Raw genomic sequence first — 17583 nt, 5'->3', positions numbered from 1 at the left:
GGTGGACAGTCACTTCTTCGACGACCTGGGTGCGGACTCCCTGGTGATGGCGCAGTTCTGCGCCCGGGTGCGCAAGCAGCCGGACCTGCCGGCCGTGTCGATCAAGGACGTCTACCAGCACCCGACCATCACGGCGCTGGCCGCTGCCCTGGCGCCGCCGGAGCCGGTGGCCGTGTCGGTGCAGGACCGGCTGGCCGAGGTGCTGACCGGTGTGCTGGGCGGTGAACAGGTGCCGGTGGACAGTCACTTCTTCGACGACCTGGGTGCGGACTCCCTGGTGATGGCGCAGTTCTGCGCCCGGGTGCGCAAGCAGCCGGACCTGCCGGCCGTGTCGATCAAGGACGTCTACCAGCACCCGACGCTCAGGAGCCTGGCCGCGTCGGTCGGTGCTGTCGAGCCGTTGACCTCGAGCCGTTCCCGGGTTGCCAGTACGCCCGCCTCATCTGCGACAGGAGCGGCAACGTCGTCCGCTCTCGCACCTGCCGTGCCTCCGTCTGGTGAAGCGCGAGCTGAGCACCAACGGCCTCTCCCCCCGGCAGGAACATCAGCGACCACTGTCGAGTACGTGGTGTGCGGCGCGCTGCAGGTGCTGATCTTCCTCGCCTACACCTATCTGTTCGCCGTGATCTTCGAGAGAGGGCTGCAGTGGGTCTGGACGGGCGAGAGCATATTCCAGCACTACTTGCGGGGCGCGGAGTTCGGTGCGGTCATCTTCGTGGCCATGTGCACGTTCCCCATCCTGGTCAAATGGGTTGTCATCGGTCGATGGAAGCCCCAGGACATCCGCATCTGGAGTCTGGCGTACGTGCGCTTCTGGTTCGTCAAGACGGTCTTGGTGGCCAACCCGCTGGTCCTCTTTGCCGGCTCGCCGCTGTACCTGCTCTACCTGCGAGCCCTGGGCGCCAGGGTCGGGAAGGGTGCGGTGGTCTTCACCCGGCACGCGCCCGTCTGCACCGACATGCTCACCATCGGCGAGCACACCGTCATCGACAAGGACGCCTTCCTCAACGGCTACCGCGCGGTCAACGGCGTGATCCAGACGGGCCCGGTCTCCATCGGCAAGAACGTCCTCATCGGCGAGAAGACGGTGCTGGACATCCACACCTCGCTCGGCGACGGGGCCCAGTTGGGCCATGCCTCGTCACTCCACGAGGGCCAGGCAGTACCGGCCGGGGAGAGCTGGCACGGATCACCTGCGGAACACACGAGCACCGACTACCGGACAGTGCCTCCGGCCCCCTGCGGGACCTGGAGGAGGATGAGGTACACCGTCCTCCAACTGGCGAACCGCCTGCTCGTGACGGTGCCTGTGGCCTTCTCGTTCCTGGCCGTCGTCATCGTCGACGTGCCCTGGATTCGCGACCTCTACGCGACGGAGCACATGTCACTTCTCAACTGGTCATCGCTGGGCGTCGTCGTGGCGCTGTCCGCGGCACTGTTCCTGGGCGGCATGCTCGCGAGCCTGATCTTCGTCATGACGGTCCCCCGGCTGCTGAACCGCGCGATCGAACCGGATCACGTCTACCCGTTGTACGGAATCCGGTACATCCTGCACCGGACCATCGGGCGGATCACCAACCGGAAGTTCTTCCACGAGCTCTTCGGTGACAGCTCGTACATCGTCCACTATCTGCTGTCCCTCGGATACAAGCTCTCCCCGGTCGTGCAATCCGGTTCCAACTTCGGCACCGAGGTGAAGCACGACAATCCGTACCTCAGTGGGGTCGGACGGGGTACTGTCGTCGCCTCCGGCGTGTCGTTCATCAACGCCAACTATTCCAGCACCTCCTTCAGCGTGTCGCGGAGCGTGATCGGAGCCAACAGCTTCCTCGGCAACGACATCGTCTACCCTCCCCAGGGCAAGGTGGGGGACGACTGTCTCATCGCGACGAAGGCCCTCATCCCGATCGACGGAGAGATCCGGGAGGGAGTCGGCCTGCTCGGGTCTCCCGCCTTCGAAATCCCGCGGACGGTGCAGCGGGACAGCGTCTTCATCCGCATGGCGCACGACGAGGAGTTCCCTCGCCGACTCGCCGCCAAGAACAGGCACAACCTGGTGAGCATGGGGTTGTTCCTGCTCTCACGCTGGGGCTACGTCTTCGGTGTGCTGCTGTTCTCGATCGCCACCGTGGACCTGTACCAAGGTTTCGGTGCACTCGCGATCATGGGTCTTCCCCTGGTGATGCTGGTGTTCACCGTCCTGTACTTCGCCTTCGTCGAGCGGGCATCCACCGGATTCCGGGGGGTACGGCCGAAGCACTGCTCGATCTACGAGGTCGATTTCTGGCGCACCGAGCGCTTCTTCAAACTGTGCGCCCGGGCCAACGTGCACCGGCTGATGAACGGCACACCCTTCAAGGCCCTCCTGTGGAGGCTCGTCGGGGTCCGTGTGGGCAAGCGGCTGTTCGACGACGGGGCGGGCATGTCCGAGAAGAACATCATCACCATCGGGGACGACGTGATTCTCAATGCCGGGGCGTACATCCAGTGCCACTCCCAGGAGGACTATGCGTTCAAGTCCGACGCCACCACGATCGGCTCGGGCTGCACGCTCGGCGTGGCGACGATGGTGCACTACGGGGTCACCATGGGCGACGGCGTCGTCCTCGCGCCGGACTCCTTCCTGATGAAGGGTTCGGAGGTCCCCGCCCACGAGCGGTGGGGAGGCAATCCCGCCGAAGCCCTGGCCGAGCCGACTTCCGGGCCATCGCCACGGGGACACGTCGCCGCGTCGCCGGCTGCCCCTCCCACGCTGCGTGGCGGAGCCGCGAATTCGGTCGCGACCCGATGAACCAGGAGAGCAGGACATGGACATGCTGACTCACGAGGGACGCGACTTCTGGCGGAACATGCTCGCCGAGGGCGGGCTGACAGCGGTCCCACGGTGGACCCTCGACCCTCGCCCAGGCCTGGCCGAGCACCAGGAGACCGTCCCCGACGATCTGGTGAGGACGTTGCGCCGGCTCGCCGAAAGCCTGGAGACGTCTCTCGACGTGGTGCTGCTCGCCGCCCACGCCAGGGTGCTCGCCACACTGGCCGGGGAGCGGGAGGTCGTGACCGGATACGCCGCCGCGGGTGGCCGCGACCCGGTGCCGTGCCGGCTGACGACCGAGCCGACCTCGTGGCGGGCGCTCCTGACAGCCGTGGGCCGTGCGGAGCGGGAGCTGCGGTGGCACCTCGAGAACGGCCGGCCCGAGGTCCCGTTGGACGAGATCCGCCGCGACCTGGGCCTGAGCGGACCGGCCTTCGAGACCGTGCTCGACCCGTGGGATGCACCGGAGGAGCCGGCCGAGAGCACAGTCCTGCAGCTGGCGATGTCGGACGACGCGCGCGGCGCCCGGTTGCGTCTGCGGTATCGCACCGATGCGCTCGACGCCTCCGCCGCGACCCGCATCGCCGGATACCACGTGATGGCACTCGAGGCGATGGCCACGGACCCCGACGGCGAGCACGCCCGCGTGTGCCTGCTCGCACCCGAGGAGCGGCACTTCCAGCTGGAGGAGCTCGCGGGCCCCCGGCGCGAGCTCCCGGACCTGCGGGTGCACGAGCTGTTCGAGCAGCGGGCCGAGTCCCACCCGGAGGCAGTCGCTGCCGTTCACGGCGACAGCCGGCTGACCTACCACGAGCTGAACGCCCGGGCGAACCGGCTGGGCAGAGCGCTGCAGGCTCGGGGTCTCGACCGAGAGACCGTCGTCACCGTGGTGATGGAGCGCAACCTGGGCTGGATGGTGACGGTCCTGGCCATCTGGAAGGCCGGTCTGGCCTATCTGCCGCTCGAGCCGCACTTCCCGCCCGGGCGGATGGCCACGGCGATCTCGCGGGCGGAGTCACCGATGATCGTCACCGACAGATCCAGCACCGCCACGCTCGACCAGGCACTGGCCACCCTGCCCGGCGTGGCGGAGTTCTTCGTCGACGACCTCGCCGCCGAGGATCACTCCGAGGCGAACCTCAACGTGGACGTCGCCCCGGACCAGCTCGCCTACATCCTGTTCACGTCCGGTTCCACCGGGCAACCGAAGGGCGTGATGTGCGAGCACGCCGGGATGCTCAATCACATGCTCGCCAAGATCGACGACCTGGGCGTGCGCGAGGGCGAGGTGATTCCCCAGACCGGTCCACAGTGCTTCGACATCTCGGTGTGGCAGCTGGTGGCCGCCCTGCTGGTCGGCGGGCGCACCCTGATCGTCGACCAGGACGCGATCCTCGACGTCGAGCGGTTCGTCGACACGATCGTGGACGGGCGAGCCGGCGTGATCCAGGTCGTCCCGTCATACCTCGACGTGATCGTGTCGTACCTCGAGCAGCACCCACGGGAGCTGCCGGACCTGCACTGCGTGTGCCCCACCGGTGACTTCCTGAAGAAGGAGCTAGTCCAGCGCTGGTTCGCCCTCCACCCCGACGTCCCCGTGGTCAACACCTACGGTCTCACCGAGACGTCGGACGATGCCGTGCACGAGATCATGGACCGGCCTCCGGCCGGGCCGAGGGTGCCTCTCGGGCGGCCGATCAACAACACCCACGTCGATGTGGTCGATGAGTTCGACCACCTCGTACCGCTTGGCGCGCCGGGACTGATCGTGTTCTCCGGCGTGTGCGTGGGCCGCGGATACGTCAACGACCCAGCGCGATCCGCCGCGATGTTCGGACGCGATCCCCACCGTGACGGGGAGCGCATCTGCCGGACCGGTGACTACGGGCGGTGGCAACCGGACGGGAAGCTCGATTTCCTGGGACGGCGGGACAACCAGGTGAAGATCCGGGGCTTCCGCATCGAGATCGGGGAGATCGAGAACGCCCTGCTGCTGCTGCCGGGTGTGCGCGACGGCGCCGTCGTCGTCGGCGAGGGCGCAGACCGGTCCACGTTCCTCGTGGCGTTCTACTCCGGAAGCCGGCCCCTCGAGGTCGACGAGATCCGCGACCGCATGGCATCACGGGTTCCCGACTACATGCTCCCGTCGGTGTACCGGTGGCAGGAGAGTCTGCCGCTGACCGGCAACGGGAAGATCGACCGGAAGGCCTTGAGCCGCATGGCGCAGGAGGGCGTGCCGCCGGACGACGACACTCCCACCGAGGCCCTCACGGCCACCGAGCAGCGGCTTGCCGAGGCCTGGGCGGCGGTCCTGGGCACCACGCCGGATCGGATCAGCAGGCAGGACTCCTTCTTCGAGCTGGGCGGCACCTCGCTGTCCGCGGTGAAGCTCGTCGTCGCGCTCCAGCGCGCGGTGTCGCTCAAGGAGGTCATCCGGACGCCGGTCCTGGCCGACCTGGCGACCCTGCTCGACGCGTCGTCCTCCGGAGTTGCTGGCGCCACGCCCGCTCCGGCGTCGGCAGGAACGGACACGCAATCCGATTCCATCCCCCGGACACCGCTCAGAACCAGATGACCGATCCACCCCACCATCCGTGACATGAAAGGACTCCTGATGTCGTCGCCTTCATCCACAGTCCGGCTCGACGTTGAACGCCCGGCCGGCCGGCCGCCGATCCTCACCGTCGAGGACGCCCGCGACCCCGTGCAGTGGGCCGAGATGCACCGCGATGCCCTGCGTGCGGCGGTGAACGAGCACGGCGCCGTCCTGGTCCGCGGGCTCGGCCTCCACGATGCGGCCGAGGTGTCCGCCGTCTTCCGACGGCTCGTCCCGGGCGGCCTCATGCCGGACCGGGAGGCCTTCGCCACCCGGGAGCGCTACTCCGACGGCGTGTACTCATCGGTCAAGTGGCCCGCCAACCAGCCCATGTGCATGCATCACGAACTCAGCTACGCGCTCGAGTTCCCCGGCCTGATGCTCTTCGCCTGCCTCGAGGCGCCCAGCGTCGGCGGCGTGACCGGCGTGGCGGACGCCCCGACGGTGCTCGACGCCATCTCTGCGGACATCGTCCAGCGGTTCGAGGACGAGGGGTGGCTGCTCACCCGCAGCTTCAACGAGGACATCGGAGCCTCCTACGAGGAGGCGTTCGGGGTCGCCGACCGCGCCGCTGTCGAGGACTACTGCCGAGCCCACGCGATCGAGTTCGAGTGGCAGCCCGACGGGGAGCTCCGCACCCGGCAACGGCGCCCTGCCGTGGTCCGGCACCCGGTGACCGGTCAGCGCTGCTGGTTCAACCAGGTCGCGTTCCTGAACGAGTGGACCATCGCGCCTGAGGTACGGGAGTACCTGGTGGACGTCTACGGTCCCGACGGGCTGCCGTTCAACACCCGCTACGGCAACGGCGAGCCGATCGGTGAGGACGTCATCGCCCTGTTGAACGAGGTCTACGAGGCCCACACCCTTCGGACGCCGTGGGAGGCCGGAGACCTCATGCTCGTCGACAACGTGCGCACGGCCCACAGCCGTGAGGCGTACGAGGGACCTCGTGAAGTACTCGTCGGCATGGCCGAGCCACGCCGTGTGCTGGATCTCGTCGCTCACCCCCAGGAAGGTACCCGATGACACATCTCGTCAGGTCCCCGCTCTCCGCCACGGAGCCGAAGACCGTTCCACCGTTCGCGGTGATTCCCGGGGCGCAGGTGCAGGAGGTGCTCCAGGGCCGGGAGAAGCAGGTTGTGGAGCTGGTCGAGGAGACCTACCGGGTGCACGCAGCCGGTGACTCGGTGAACCCCCCGTCCTACTTCCTGCGCTTCCCGGACCGACCCACCTCGCGCATCATCGCCCTGCCCGCCTCGATCGGCGGACAGGTGGGGGTCGACGGCATCAAGTGGGTCTCCAGCTTCCCGGACAACGTGGCGTCGGGGATACCCCGCGCTTCCGCGGTGCTGATCCTCAACGACCGGGCCACGGGATACCCGTTCGCCTGCATGGAGAGCTCCGTCATCAGCGCCTCCAGGACGGCGGCATCGGCCGCCGCGGCCGCGGACCGGCTCAGCCGCGGACGGGGACGTCCTCGACGCATCGGCTTCTTCGGCGTGGGTCTCATCGGCAGGTACATCCACACCTTCCTCGACGCGACCGACTGGTCCTTCGACGAGATCGGCGTGTACGACCTCTCGGCCGAGAGCGCGGAGGGGTTCAAGGGCTATCTCGAACGGAGCGGGACGTCCGCCCCGGTGACCGTGCACAACGGCCCCGAGCAGCTGATCCGGAACAGTGACCTCGTCGTGTTCGCCACCGTCGCGGCCCAGCCGCACGTGCACGACGTGACGTGGTTCTCGCACAACCCGCTGGTGCTGCACGTGTCCCTGCGCGACCTGGCACCGGAGATCCTGTTGGCGTCGACCAACATCCTGGACGACGTCGACCACTGCCTGAGGGCCGGAACGTCCGCCCACCTCGCGGAGCAGATGGTCGGACACCGGAACTTCGTGGACGGCACCCTGGCCGACGTCATGGCAGGCGAGGTCTCGCCGGCGGACGACCGCCCGGTGGTGTTCTCGCCGTTCGGCCTGGGCGTGCTCGACCTCGCGGTGGGCAAGTACGTCTACGACGAAGTGGCCGGCAGCGGCCGACTCCAGGTGATCGAGGACTTCTTCTCGGAGCTGCGCCGGTATGGCTGACGCGGCACGCTCCGGCACGTGGGAGGAGGCGCAGTCGACATGGGCAGGGTGACCGGCTCGATACGCACCGCCGGGTGCGAGAGGCTGCAGTACGACTATGCCCCCGGCCTGGTCCCGGAGGAGGAGCCGGGATCGTTCACAATGTGGCGGTACCGATCCCTCCTGCCCATCTCCGACGGACCCGTGCGCTACCCCTTGCCCATCGGCGGTACGCCTCTGCTTCCGGCCCCCGCGCTGCGGGCCGGCCTGGGCACCCCGTCCCTGTGGGTGAAGGACGAGACCCGCGGTCCGACGGCGTCGAACAAGGACCGGGCCACGGCGCTGGTGATCGAGGACGGGCTGCGGCGCGGTCTGGACACCATCACGACGGCCTCGACGGGCAACGCCGCCGTGGCCACGGCGTTCGGGGCGGCAGCCGCGGGAATGCGCGCCGTGATCTTCGTGTCGGTCGACTGTCAGGAGGACAAGCTCGCGCTGATGACGCAGGCCGGAGCATGGGTGTTCCAGGTTCCTGAGGGCTACGCGGCCGCCGTCGACCTGTCGCGCGCAGCGGTCGAGGAGTTCAGCTGGGTGGACCGGAACACCGGGGTGAACCCCCTGACGACCGAGGCCAAGAAGACCGTGGCGCTGGAGGTCTGGGAGCAGCTCGGCCGACGGATGCCGGACGTGATGGTCGCTCCGGTGGGTGACGGTCCCACCCTCGTGGCGCTCGAGAAAGGCTTCACCGAGCTGGTGGCCTGTGGCCTTGCCGCCCGTACGCCTCGCCTGGTCGGTGTGCAGGCCCAGGCCTGCCAACCGCTGGTGCGCGCCTGGCTGGGATCCGACCCACGACCCGACGAACTGGCCCCGGGATCGACGGTGGCCGACGGGATCGCCGTGCTGCGGCCGGCCATCGGCGACGCGGTGCTCCGAGCCGTACGTTCCGGCGACGGCGCCATGGTGGCAGTGAGCGACTCGGAGCTTATGGAGGCCGTCGCTCTGCTGGCCTCGACGGCGGGCGTCGGTGCGGAACCGGCCGGTGCTGCGTCCGTGGCGGGCCTGCGAAGCGCTCTGCGTGACGGCTTGGTGGACCCCGACGAGACGATCGCCGTGCTGGTCACCGGTCGCGAGATCAAGGCGGCCGGCTCCCCCACCCGGGCCAGGGTGGCCGTGGCCGAGCGGCTGGACGACGTGCGGCAGGCGCTCGGAGCCCCCGAGGTCTGATCCTCTGTCGCCCGGTCCACAACGGAGCAGACCATGCACGAGGACGCTGTGGCGGCCCTCGCACTCGGCGAGCCCCGGCCCGTTCGTCGTTCCAGGATGTGAGACGGGCCACCCGCCATGCGGACGGCCCGGCGTACTATCGGGATCTTGTCCCCACCCACTGCTACGACCGAGGTTTCCCCATGTCCTCTCCGGTGACCGGGCAGGACGCCAACGGCGCGTCCTCCCCCTCGCTCCCCCTGTCCGACCGCGTGCCCCGCAGCCGGGTGATCCTGGCCTCCCTCGTGGGCACGACGATCGAGTTCTACGACTTCTACGTCTACGCCACCGCGGCCGTGGCCGTGTTCCCGGCCCTGTTCTTCACGGGTGAGGACGAGACGGCCAAGCTGCTCGCCTCCATGGCGACCTTCGCCGCGGCCTTCGTGGCCCGCCCGATCGGCTCGGTGATCTTCGGGCACTTCGGCGACCGGATCGGCCGCAAGGCCACCCTGATCGGCGCCCTGCTGACCATGGGCGTCGCCACGTTCCTCATCGGCCTGCTGCCCACCTACTACTCGATCGGCATCTGGGCCCCGCTCATCCTGACGATCCTGCGCTTCTGCCAGGGCCTGGGCCTGGGCGGCGAGTGGTCCGGCGCGGCCCTGCTGGCCACCGAGTACGCCGAGGAGGGCAAGCGGGCGCGCGCCGCCATGTGGCCTCAGCTGGGCGCCCCGTTCGGCTTCATCCTGGCCAACGGCTTCTTCCTGGTGCTGACCATCGTGATGGGCTTCGTCTCGGTCGCCGAGCAGGGCACCGACCACCCGTTCCTCACGTGGGGCTGGCGCGTGCCGTTCCTGGCCTCCGTGGTGATGGTGGTCGTCGGCCTGTACGTGCGGTTCAAGCTCGAGGAGACCCCGGTCTTCCAGAAGGCGCTGGACCAGGGCGAGAAGGTTCAGACCCCGCTCGTCGAGGCGTTCCGGGGCTCGTGGCTGCAGATGATCCAGGGCACGTTCATCATGCTCGCCACCTACATGCTCTTCTACCTGATGACCGCGTGGATCCTCTCCTACGGCATCGGCAGCCCCGCCAACGGCGGCCTCGGCATCCCCTACCGGGACTTCCTGGTGCTGCAGCTGCTCGCCGTGCTGCTGTTCGCCGCCATGGTGCCCGTCTCCGGGTGGGTCGCTGACCGCTTCGGCCGGCGCAGCTCACAGCTGGTCATCACCTCGGTGATCCTGCTCTTCGGACTGAGCTTCGGCCTGCTCATGGACCCGGCCGCGGTCGGCACCGGTGAGGACGTCAGCACGGGCCGCGTGCTGTTCTTCCTCGTGGTCGGCATGACCCTGATGGGCCTGACCTTCGGCTCGATGTCGGCGATCCTGCCCGAGCTGTTCCCCACGAACGTGCGCTACACCGGCTCCGGCGTCGCGTACAACACGGCGTCGATCCTCGGTGCCGCCATCACCCCGTACGTCGCCGTCACCCTCAACGCGAGCTACGGCGTGGGCTCCGTCGGCCTCTACCTGGCGTTCGGCGCCGTGCTGACCCTCGTGGCCCTCTGGTTCTCCCCGGAGACCAAGGACGTCGACATGGAGAACGTCGTCACCCGCCGCTGATCCGCTTCCCGACGCAGCAGCACGCGCAACGGCCGCATCCCCTGAAGCGGGGGATGCGGCCGTTGTGCGTGCCGGCGGGGATCAGACGTGCACGTGCAGGCGCCGGGCCGCCTCCGAGATCGACCCGGTGAGGGACGGGTAGATCGTGAAGGTGTCGGCGAGGTCGTCGACGTGCAGCTTGTGGGTGACGGCCAGGGAGATCGGGAAGATCAGCTCGGACGCGCGGGGACCCACCACCACTCCCCCGATCACCGTGCCGGAGCCCTTGCGGGAGAAGATCTTCACGAACCCGTCCTCGACCGCCATCATCTTGGCGCGCGGGTTGGTGGAGAGCTTCAGCATGATGGTGTCCGCCTGGTAGGTGCCGTCCTCGATGGACTTCTCGCTCACGCCCACGGACGCGATCTCGGGCGAGGTGAAGATGTTGGAGGCCACCAGGTGGGTGCGCAGCGGCTTGACGGCGTCGCCCATGAGGTGCGCCACGGCGATCCGGCCCTGCATTGCCGCCACCGAGGCGAGCGGGAGCACGCCCGTGCAGTCGCCCACGGCGTAGACGCCCGGCACGGTGGTGCGGGAGACGCCGTCCACCTTGATGTGCCCGGACTCGGCGCGGGCCACCCCGACCTCCTCGAGCCCGAGGTCGTCGGTGGCCGGGATCGCGCCGACCGCGACGAGGCAGTGCGAGCCGGCGATCTTGCGCCCGTCGGAGAGCGTGACGACCACCCCGTTCTCGCTGCGCTCCACGGAGTCGGCGCGGGAGCGGCTGAGCACGTTCATGCCGCGGCGCTCGAAGACGCTCTCGAGCACGGCCGCGGCATCCTCGTCCTCGCCGGGCAGCACCTGGTCCCGGGAGGAGACGAGCGTGACCTCGGCCCCGAGACCCCGGTAGGCCGAGGCGAACTCCGCGCCGGTCACGCCGGAGCCCACCACGATCATGTGCTCGGGGACCTCCGTGAGGTGGTAGACCTGCTTCCAGTTGAAGATCCGCTCCCCGTCCGGCTTCGCGGACGGCAGCTCCCGGGGATAGGCCCCGACGGCGAGCAGCACGGCCTGCGCGTCGAGGGTGTACTCCAGCCCGTCGTCGGTGGTGACCTGCACGCAGGTGGGGCTGAGCAGCCGGCCGGTGCCCGCGATCACGCGCACCCCCACCCGCTCGAGCCCGCGCTTGATGTCCCGGGACTGGGACGCCGCGAGGCGCAGGAGACGGGTGTTGACCTTCTCCAGGTCCACGGCGAGGTCGTTGATCTCGTCCCCGTCCTTGCTGCCCCCGCGCACGTGCACCCCCAGGTCCGCGGCCTCGGCGAAGCGGGTCATCGCGTCGGCGGAGGCGATGAGCGTCTTGGACGGAACCACGTCCGTCAGCACCGCGGAGCCGCCCAGGCCCTGGCGCTCGACGATGGTCACATCCGCCCCGAGGCTGGCGGCGACCAGGGCGGCCTCGTAGCCGCCCGGACCGCCCCCGATGATGACGAGCTTCTGGATGGAGAATTCGCTGTGTGCAGTCACCCGGCCATTCTTGCAGGTGCCGCTCCGGCGGCGGAACCGGCCCGGCCGCACCGGACGGCTCGGGACCATGCGGTAGCTTGGGGCGGGTGGACACAGAGCACAGCGCTGACCGGGCCGACCCCTTCGAGCTCGCCCAGGAGGCCGCGGACGCCCTCCGCCGGGCCACCGGGGTCGACACGCACGAGATCGCCCTGACCCTCGGCTCCGGCTGGGGCCAGGCCGCCGATTTGATCGGCGAGACCGTCGCCGAGATCCCGGCCGCGGAGATCCCCGGCTTCACTCCGCCCGCCCTCGAGGGCCACGTGGGCACGCTGCGCTCCGTGCGCACCGCCGCGGGCCGGCACGCGCTGGTGATCGGCGCCCGCACCCACTACTACGAGGGCCGAGGCGTGCGCCCTGTGGTCCACGGCGTGCGCACCGCGGCCGCCGCCGGGGCGCACACCATGATCCTCACCAACGGCTGCGGCGGGCTGAACCCGTCCTGGGGCCCCGGCACCCCGGTGCTCATCAGCGACCACCTCAACCTCACGGGCCGGTCCCCGCTCGAGGGTGCCACGTTCGTGGACCTCACCGACCTGTACTCCCCGCGGCTGCGCGAGCTGGCCCGTGGGGTGGACCCCACTCTCGAAGAGGGGGTCTACGCGCAGTTCCCCGGCCCGCACTACGAGACGCCGGCGGAGGTGCGGATGGCCGGGGTGCTCGGCGCCGACCTCGTCGGGATGTCCACGGCCCTGGAGGCCATCGCCGCCCGGCACGCCGGCATGGAGGTCTTCGGGATCTCCCTCGTGACCAACCAGGCCGCCGGGATCTCCGCGACCCCGCTCTCCCACGAGGAGGTCCTCGAGGCCGGCCGCGCCGCGGGCACCCGGATCTCCGGACTGCTCGCCCGCATCGTCGCCCAGCTCTGACCGGCCCCGGGCCGGGACGGGTTCCCGGCCCGGCACCCCGACGCACCGGACGCCCCCAGGAGGCCGCGCCATGACCACCGCCCACCGCACCGACCCGCAGCTGCTCGACGCCGCGCGCGCGTGGGGCGCCGCCGACCCGGACCCCGCCACCCGCGCCGAGCTGGCAGCCCTCGTCGAGGCGGCCGCCGCCGGTGACGCCGCAGCACGGGCGGAGCTGGCAGACCGCTTCTCGGGCACCCTCCAGTTCGGCACCGCCGGGCTGCGGGCGGCCCTGGGCGCCGGGCCGATGCGGATGAACCGGGTGGTGGTGCTGCGCGCCGCGGCGGGTCTGGCCGCCCACGTCCTGGCCGTGCAGACCCCGGCGGACCGTGCGGCGGGCTCCGCCCGGCCCCGCGCGGTGGTCGGCTACGATGCCCGGCACGGCTCCGAGGTCTTCGCCCGGGACACCGCCGCGGTGTTCACGGCCGCCGGCATCGAGACGCTGCTGCTGCCCGCGCCGCTGCCCACGCCCGTCCTGGCGTGGGCGGTGCGGGCCCTCGAGGCGGAGGTGGGCGTCATGGTCACCGCCAGCCACAACCCGCCGGCGGACAACGGCTACAAGGTCTACCTCGGCGGCCGGGCCGTGGAGCCGGAGGCCCGCGGCTGCCAGATCGTGGCCCCGCACGACCGGATGATCGCCGAGCGGATCGCGGCCGTCGGGCCCGTCGAGGACATCCCCCGGGCGCAGGACGGGTGGACCGTCCTGCCCGCGAGCGTCGAGCAGGACTACCTCGACGCCGTGCTCCCCGCCGTGGTCCCCGCCGTCGCGGGCGCCGGACGTCCCCTGCGGGTCGTCCTCACCCCGCTGCACGGGGTGGGCGGGCGCACGACGACGGAGGCCCTGCGGCGTGCCGGTCTCGCCGACGTGCACGTGGTCCCGGAGCAGGCGGAGCCGGACCCGGACTTCCCCACGGTCGCGTTCCCCAATCCCGAGGAGCCCGGCGCCCTGGACCTGGCCCTGACCACCGCCCGCGCCGTGGGCGCGGACCTCGTCCTGGCCAACGACCCCGACGCGGACCGGGTGGCCGTGGCGGTCCCGGTGCCCGGGGCCGACATCGAGGATTCGGCGCAGGGCTGGCGGATGCTGCGCGGCGACGAGATCGGCGCGCTGCTCGGCCACGCCGCGGCGGCCCGGTGCGCGGGCCGCGAAGGCGCCGTGTTCGCGAACTCCATCGTCTCCTCCCGCCTGCTGAGGCGGATCGCCGCCGCGGCGGGGATCGCCCACCAGGAGACGCTGACGGGCTTCAAGTGGATCGCCCGCGTCCCGGGGCTCGCGTTCGGCTACGAGGAGGCGCTGGGCTACTGCGTGGCGCCGGAGGTGGTCCGGGACAAGGACGGGATCAGTGCGGCCGTGGCGGTGGCGGTGCTCGCCGACGAGCTGCGCGCGCAGGGCCGGACCCTGCTGGACGTGCTGGACGACCTCGCCCTGGCCCACGGGCTGTACGCGACCGACCAGCTGAGCATCCGGGTGGCGGACCTGAGCCGCATCCCGGTCATGGCGGCCGCCCTGCGGGACGCCCCGCCCGCGGCGCTGGGCGGCTCCGAGGTGGTCGAGGTCGCGGACCTCGCCGCCCCGGGCACGGGGCTGCCGCCCACCGAGGGACTGCGCCTGCTCACCGCGGACGGCACCCGGGTGATCGTGCGCCCCTCCGGGACGGAGCCGAAGCTCAAGTGCTACCTCGAGGTGGTCGCCCCGGTGGCCGGCCGGGCCGCGCTGCCCGCCGCCCGGGCCGAGGCGCAGGAGCGGCTCGGGCGGATCCGCGCCGAACTCGAGGCCGCGCTGGGCCTCTGACGGCGCACGGGCTCAGGTGGCCGGCGGCCGGACCCCGTCCCCGCCCCGGGCGAGGACCCGGCGCGAGACGGCCTTGGTCGACCGGGTGACCATTTTCTCCAGCGGGCCCTGGCCCAGGTATCGCCGCCACAGCAGGGCAAACACGGTGAACGACACGATCTGGCCCGCGGTCCACGCGGCGGGCGCGAGGTCGTAGTACTCGGGCCAGAGGATGAGCAGGTGTGCCGTGTAGAGCGTGAACGTCATCGCACCCGCCGCGGCGAGCGGCGCGAGGACCCGGCCGGCCACGCGCTCCAGGAGCAGGCAGACGCCGAGGACGGACAGTGCCAGGCCCACGTTGAGCACCAGGAAGAACGGCGTGTTCGTGTGCGGGGTCGAGATCAGCAGCCACCACAGGGTGTCGGTGGGCAGCGTGGGGTCCCCGCCGAAGACGAGCACCTCCTCGATCTCCGACTCGTCCATCCAGGGCGTGCCCTCGGCGATGGCCTCGTAGCCGCCGAGCACCCGCAGCGCGAGGGCGGAGGAGGACCACGCGAGCAGCGCGACCGCCGCCCCGACCGAAGCGAGCAGGGTCTGGACCCTCCGACTGGTGAGGTCCGTGCGTCCCACGGCGAGTCCGGCCAGCAGGAACGCCATCCAGGGCAGCGCGGGGTAGACGCCCGTCAGGAGCAGCTGGGACAGCACGGTGCCCGGGTCGACGACCAGGTCCACGAGGCTCGGGTTCTCGTACTCGAGGCCGGGCAGCACGTCGACGGACCACTGCATGAGGAAGGGCGCGACGAGGGCGAAGAGCGCGGCGCACACCAGGAGGGACCGGGTCCGCAGGCGCAGGAAGGGCACGGCGAGCAGGAAGAGCATCCCGTAGTAGATGAGGATGTTGCTCACCGGCAGCTCGAGGAAGCCGAGGAGGAAGCCGACCAGGGCGATCACCCCCGCCCGTGCGGCCAGGGCCCACCGGGAGGCCGTCATCCGCAGCCCGGCACGGGGGGTGCGCCCGCCGGAGGAGAAGGCCAGACTCACCCCCGCCAGGGTGGCGAAGAGCGCGGCCGAGTGGCCGGCGAACAGGGTCCAGGACAGGTTCGCCTCGCCCGTCTGCTCGTCCCACGAGGGCAGCGTGTGCACGGCGACCATGCCGAACAGGGCCAGGCCGCGGGCGGCGTCGACGCCGAGGAGGCGGCGGGTCGTCCGGGGGGCCCCGGCGACGTCGCGCCCGGGTCCTTCCGTCGGGACAGCGCTGGCGGTGGCCGTCCCGGCCGGCGGCGTGCGTTCTGCGGACATGCGGTTCCCCCAGGGATCGATCGGCTCGTGCACCCGTGCCGCTTCCGGCCCCGTCCGCGCCCCCCGGCACGGCGCCCGGCGCCCGCCCGCCCGTGGTGGACGACGGGCTCGCGGCGCACTGGTGCATGCCTGAGCTTACTAGAGCAAACGCGGAGCGGGTCCCCGGCCGGAGAAAAACCCAGGACCCAGGGCGACGGGGCACGTCAGGACTGCTCCTGGGAGTCGTCCTCGGCCGCGTTGAGCGCGCGCTGGAGGATGCGGGCATACGGCAGCCCGAAGTGATCCACGCCGTCCCGGTACCGGATCCGGGCCCGCTCGAAGCCCTGCTCCTCGTACCAGTGGTGCCCGTCCCACGCCGCGGACACGGCGTCGAACCGCGCCTGCGGGTCGGTCCCGTCGTCCTCCGTGCCCACGTCCCAGCGCAGGCGCAGCTCCTGCAGCTGCTCCGAGGTGGGCTCCGCGGAGGGCCGGTCCGGGGCCTGTCCGCCGCCCATCATGATCGCGCCGCCGCCCGGGACGAGGTCCACGTGGTCCGCCAGCAGCTCCTGGCTGATGAACTGGGCCCCGCCGGAGTACCCGGTCAGCCAGGTGCGGGAGCGGTCGATGTCGTACTCGGGCTCGAGCCGCTCCTCGACGAGCGAGAGGAACCACTGCGCGTTGAGGTCCCGCTCCTCCCACCAGGTGATCTCCCCCGCACGATCGGGGGTCCGCGGGACCACCAGCAGCATGTTGTGCTCCCGCGCGACCTCCGCCAGGCAGGAGGCGGTGTACTGGGGGCTCTCGTACTCGAAGGCGCCGTCCCCGTGGAAGTGGTACACGACGCCCACCGGCCGGTCCCAGTCCAGGTCCTCGGCGAAGACGTGGTAGGAGCTGGTGATCCCGTCGTGCTCGTGCTCGAGCTGGAAGCGGTCCTGCCGCTCCTCCCCCGGGCCGAACACGCGCGCGTCCAGCACGGCCCCGTCCGTGGGTCCGCCGGGGCCGCGGGCCGTGACCCGGACGCCGTCGAGTCCGTAGCGGGCGCACGAGACCGTCTCGGGGGCCTCGGCCTCCGGGGTCTCCTCGTCCCGGCCGACCAGGAGGGCCACGGTCGTGACGAGCAGGAGCACCAGCGCCAGGGCACCGGCCCCGAGCAGGCGCAGCCGCCGCCGGGCGCCCCGGGACGTCGCGCCGCGGTGGCGGTGCCGGTGCGGCAGCCAGGACCAGGGCCACCGGGGACCGCTCCGAGGGTGTTGTCGTGTCACCCGGTCATCTTACGAAGGAGTACCTGGGAGAACCCCGGCGACGTGCCGTCAGCGGCACAGGCCGACGAGCACCCGCCCGTCGCGCACCTCGGCCGGGTGCACCGGCAGGGCGGGCCCGTCCCCGGTGAGGCACCGCCCGGTCGCGAGGTCGTAGACCTCCTTGTGCAGCGGCGAGGCGACCGTGACGGCCGAGCCGCGGGAGCCGAGGATGCCGCGCGCCATGACGCAGGCCCCGGTGCGGGGATCGCGGTGGTCGGCCGCGAGCACCGTGGTGGCGTCCACCCGGTACAGCGCCACCTGGCGGCCCGCCACCCGGGCGGCCTCGCCCCACAGGGGCTCGAGGTCCGTCAGGGCGCACACGTCGTGCCACTCGGTGCCGGCGGCACGGCGCGCCGCGTCCACCGTGGTCGCGGTCGTGGTCGCGGTCGTGGTCGTGGTCGGGGTGAGGGTCGTCATGTGGGGCCTCCTGCGGCTCGGCGGAACGTCGTGCTCGACGTTAGGCGGGGCGGATGACGGGCGCGCTCCG

At 71.1% G+C, this 17583-nt stretch carries 12 protein-coding genes (1 of these 12 cut by a window edge); 8 read left to right on the top strand and 4 right to left on the bottom strand.

The window, feature by feature from the left end; all coding sequences use genetic code 11:
- The 6 genes from ACP7CD_RS08515 to ACP7CD_RS08490 all read left to right on the top strand — a co-directional run.
- Positions 1 to 2791: the 3' portion of a Pls/PosA family non-ribosomal peptide synthetase gene (locus ACP7CD_RS08515; RefSeq protein ID WP_426119993.1), read on the top strand. It extends 380 nt beyond the left edge of the window; 2791 of the gene's 3171 nt are visible here — the last part of the coding sequence; its start codon lies beyond the left edge, outside the window; it ends in the stop codon at positions 2789 to 2791.
- A gap of 16 nt (positions 2792 to 2807) precedes the next feature.
- Positions 2808 to 5387, top strand: a complete 2580-nt coding sequence (locus tag ACP7CD_RS08510; protein WP_426119991.1) for a non-ribosomal peptide synthetase — start codon at positions 2808 to 2810, stop codon at positions 5385 to 5387.
- Between the two features lie 39 nt (positions 5388 to 5426).
- Positions 5427 to 6434 carry a TauD/TfdA family dioxygenase gene (locus ACP7CD_RS08505; protein ID WP_426119989.1) on the top strand — a complete coding sequence of 336 codons (1008 nt, stop codon included), beginning with the start codon at positions 5427 to 5429 and terminating at the stop codon, positions 6432 to 6434.
- On the top strand, positions 6431 to 7495 hold the full coding sequence (gene sbnB, locus ACP7CD_RS08500; RefSeq protein ID WP_426119987.1) for a 2,3-diaminopropionate biosynthesis protein SbnB: 1065 nt from the start codon (positions 6431 to 6433) through the stop codon (positions 7493 to 7495). Before ACP7CD_RS08505 ends, sbnB begins: the two co-directional genes overlap by 4 nt.
- A 39-nt stretch (positions 7496 to 7534) precedes the next feature.
- The gene (locus ACP7CD_RS08495) at positions 7535 to 8698 is read left to right on the top strand and encodes a threonine synthase (RefSeq protein ID WP_426119985.1); all 1164 of its coding nucleotides are present in this window, start codon (positions 7535 to 7537) and stop codon (positions 8696 to 8698) included.
- Between the two features lie 182 nt (positions 8699 to 8880).
- Complete coding sequence (locus tag ACP7CD_RS08490; RefSeq protein ID WP_426119983.1) at positions 8881 to 10293, top strand: MFS transporter; 1413 nt, start codon at positions 8881 to 8883, stop codon at positions 10291 to 10293.
- Between the two features lie 81 nt (positions 10294 to 10374).
- Here ACP7CD_RS08490 and ACP7CD_RS08485 read toward each other — a convergent pair whose 3' ends face one another.
- Positions 10375 to 11799, bottom strand: a complete 1425-nt coding sequence (locus ACP7CD_RS08485) for an NAD(P)H-quinone dehydrogenase (RefSeq protein ID WP_095651389.1) — start codon at positions 11797 to 11799, stop codon at positions 10375 to 10377.
- Positions 11800 to 11885: 86 nt separating this feature from the next.
- Between ACP7CD_RS08485 and ACP7CD_RS08480 the strand changes: the two genes are divergently transcribed.
- Together ACP7CD_RS08480 and ACP7CD_RS08475 are read left to right on the top strand one after the other, a co-directional pair.
- The gene (locus tag ACP7CD_RS08480) at positions 11886 to 12707 is read left to right on the top strand and encodes a purine-nucleoside phosphorylase (protein WP_336650034.1); all 822 of its coding nucleotides are present in this window, start codon (positions 11886 to 11888) and stop codon (positions 12705 to 12707) included.
- Between the two features lie 70 nt (positions 12708 to 12777).
- On the top strand, positions 12778 to 14538 hold the full coding sequence (locus ACP7CD_RS08475) for a phospho-sugar mutase (RefSeq protein WP_426119980.1): 1761 nt from the start codon (positions 12778 to 12780) through the stop codon (positions 14536 to 14538).
- A 12-nt stretch (positions 14539 to 14550) separates the two neighbouring features.
- Here ACP7CD_RS08475 and ACP7CD_RS08470 read toward each other — a convergent pair whose 3' ends face one another.
- From ACP7CD_RS08470 to nirD, 3 genes are all read right to left on the bottom strand, one after another.
- Positions 14551 to 15816, bottom strand: a complete 1266-nt coding sequence (locus ACP7CD_RS08470; protein WP_426119978.1) for a heparan-alpha-glucosaminide N-acetyltransferase domain-containing protein — start codon at positions 15814 to 15816, stop codon at positions 14551 to 14553.
- A gap of 203 nt (positions 15817 to 16019) precedes the next feature.
- Entirely contained in the window at positions 16020 to 17057 is a 1038-nt protein-coding gene (locus tag ACP7CD_RS08465; RefSeq protein ID WP_426119976.1) for a hypothetical protein, read from the bottom strand.
- A gap of 48 nt (positions 17058 to 17105) precedes the next feature.
- Positions 17106 to 17513, bottom strand: coding sequence for a nitrite reductase small subunit NirD (gene nirD, locus ACP7CD_RS08460; RefSeq protein ID WP_426119974.1), 408 nt, complete (start codon positions 17511 to 17513; stop codon positions 17106 to 17108).
- Between the last annotated feature and the right edge of the window lie 70 nt (positions 17514 to 17583).

It is taken from the genome of Kocuria sp. LHG3120 (assembly GCF_049897445.1).
GTDB classification, from domain to species: Bacteria; Actinomycetota; Actinomycetes; order Actinomycetales; family Micrococcaceae; genus Kocuria; species Kocuria rosea.
The sequence above is the reverse complement of the archived record's forward strand: the minus strand, read 5'-3'. Positions and strand labels throughout refer to the sequence as shown.

Excerpts from the sequence above, each read along its gene's own strand:
- ACP7CD_RS08510 (WP_426119991.1), top strand. The coding sequence starts at position 2,808 with ATGGACATGCTGACTCACGAGGGACGCGACTTCTGGCGGAACATGCTC.
- ACP7CD_RS08505 (WP_426119989.1), top strand. The coding sequence starts at position 5,427 with ATGTCGTCGCCTTCATCCACAGTCCGGCTCGACGTTGAACGCCCGGCC.
- sbnB (WP_426119987.1), top strand. The coding sequence starts at position 6,431 with ATGACACATCTCGTCAGGTCCCCGCTCTCCGCCACGGAGCCGAAGACC.
- ACP7CD_RS08495 (WP_426119985.1), top strand. The coding sequence starts at position 7,535 with ATGGGCAGGGTGACCGGCTCGATACGCACCGCCGGGTGCGAGAGGCTG.
- ACP7CD_RS08490 (WP_426119983.1), top strand. The coding sequence starts at position 8,881 with ATGTCCTCTCCGGTGACCGGGCAGGACGCCAACGGCGCGTCCTCCCCC.
- ACP7CD_RS08475 (WP_426119980.1), top strand. The coding sequence starts at position 12,778 with ATGACCACCGCCCACCGCACCGACCCGCAGCTGCTCGACGCCGCGCGC.
- ACP7CD_RS08470 (WP_426119978.1), bottom strand. The coding sequence starts at position 15,816 with ATGTCCGCAGAACGCACGCCGCCGGCCGGGACGGCCACCGCCAGCGCT.
- nirD (WP_426119974.1), bottom strand. The coding sequence starts at position 17,513 with ATGACGACCCTCACCCCGACCACGACCACGACCGCGACCACGACCGCG.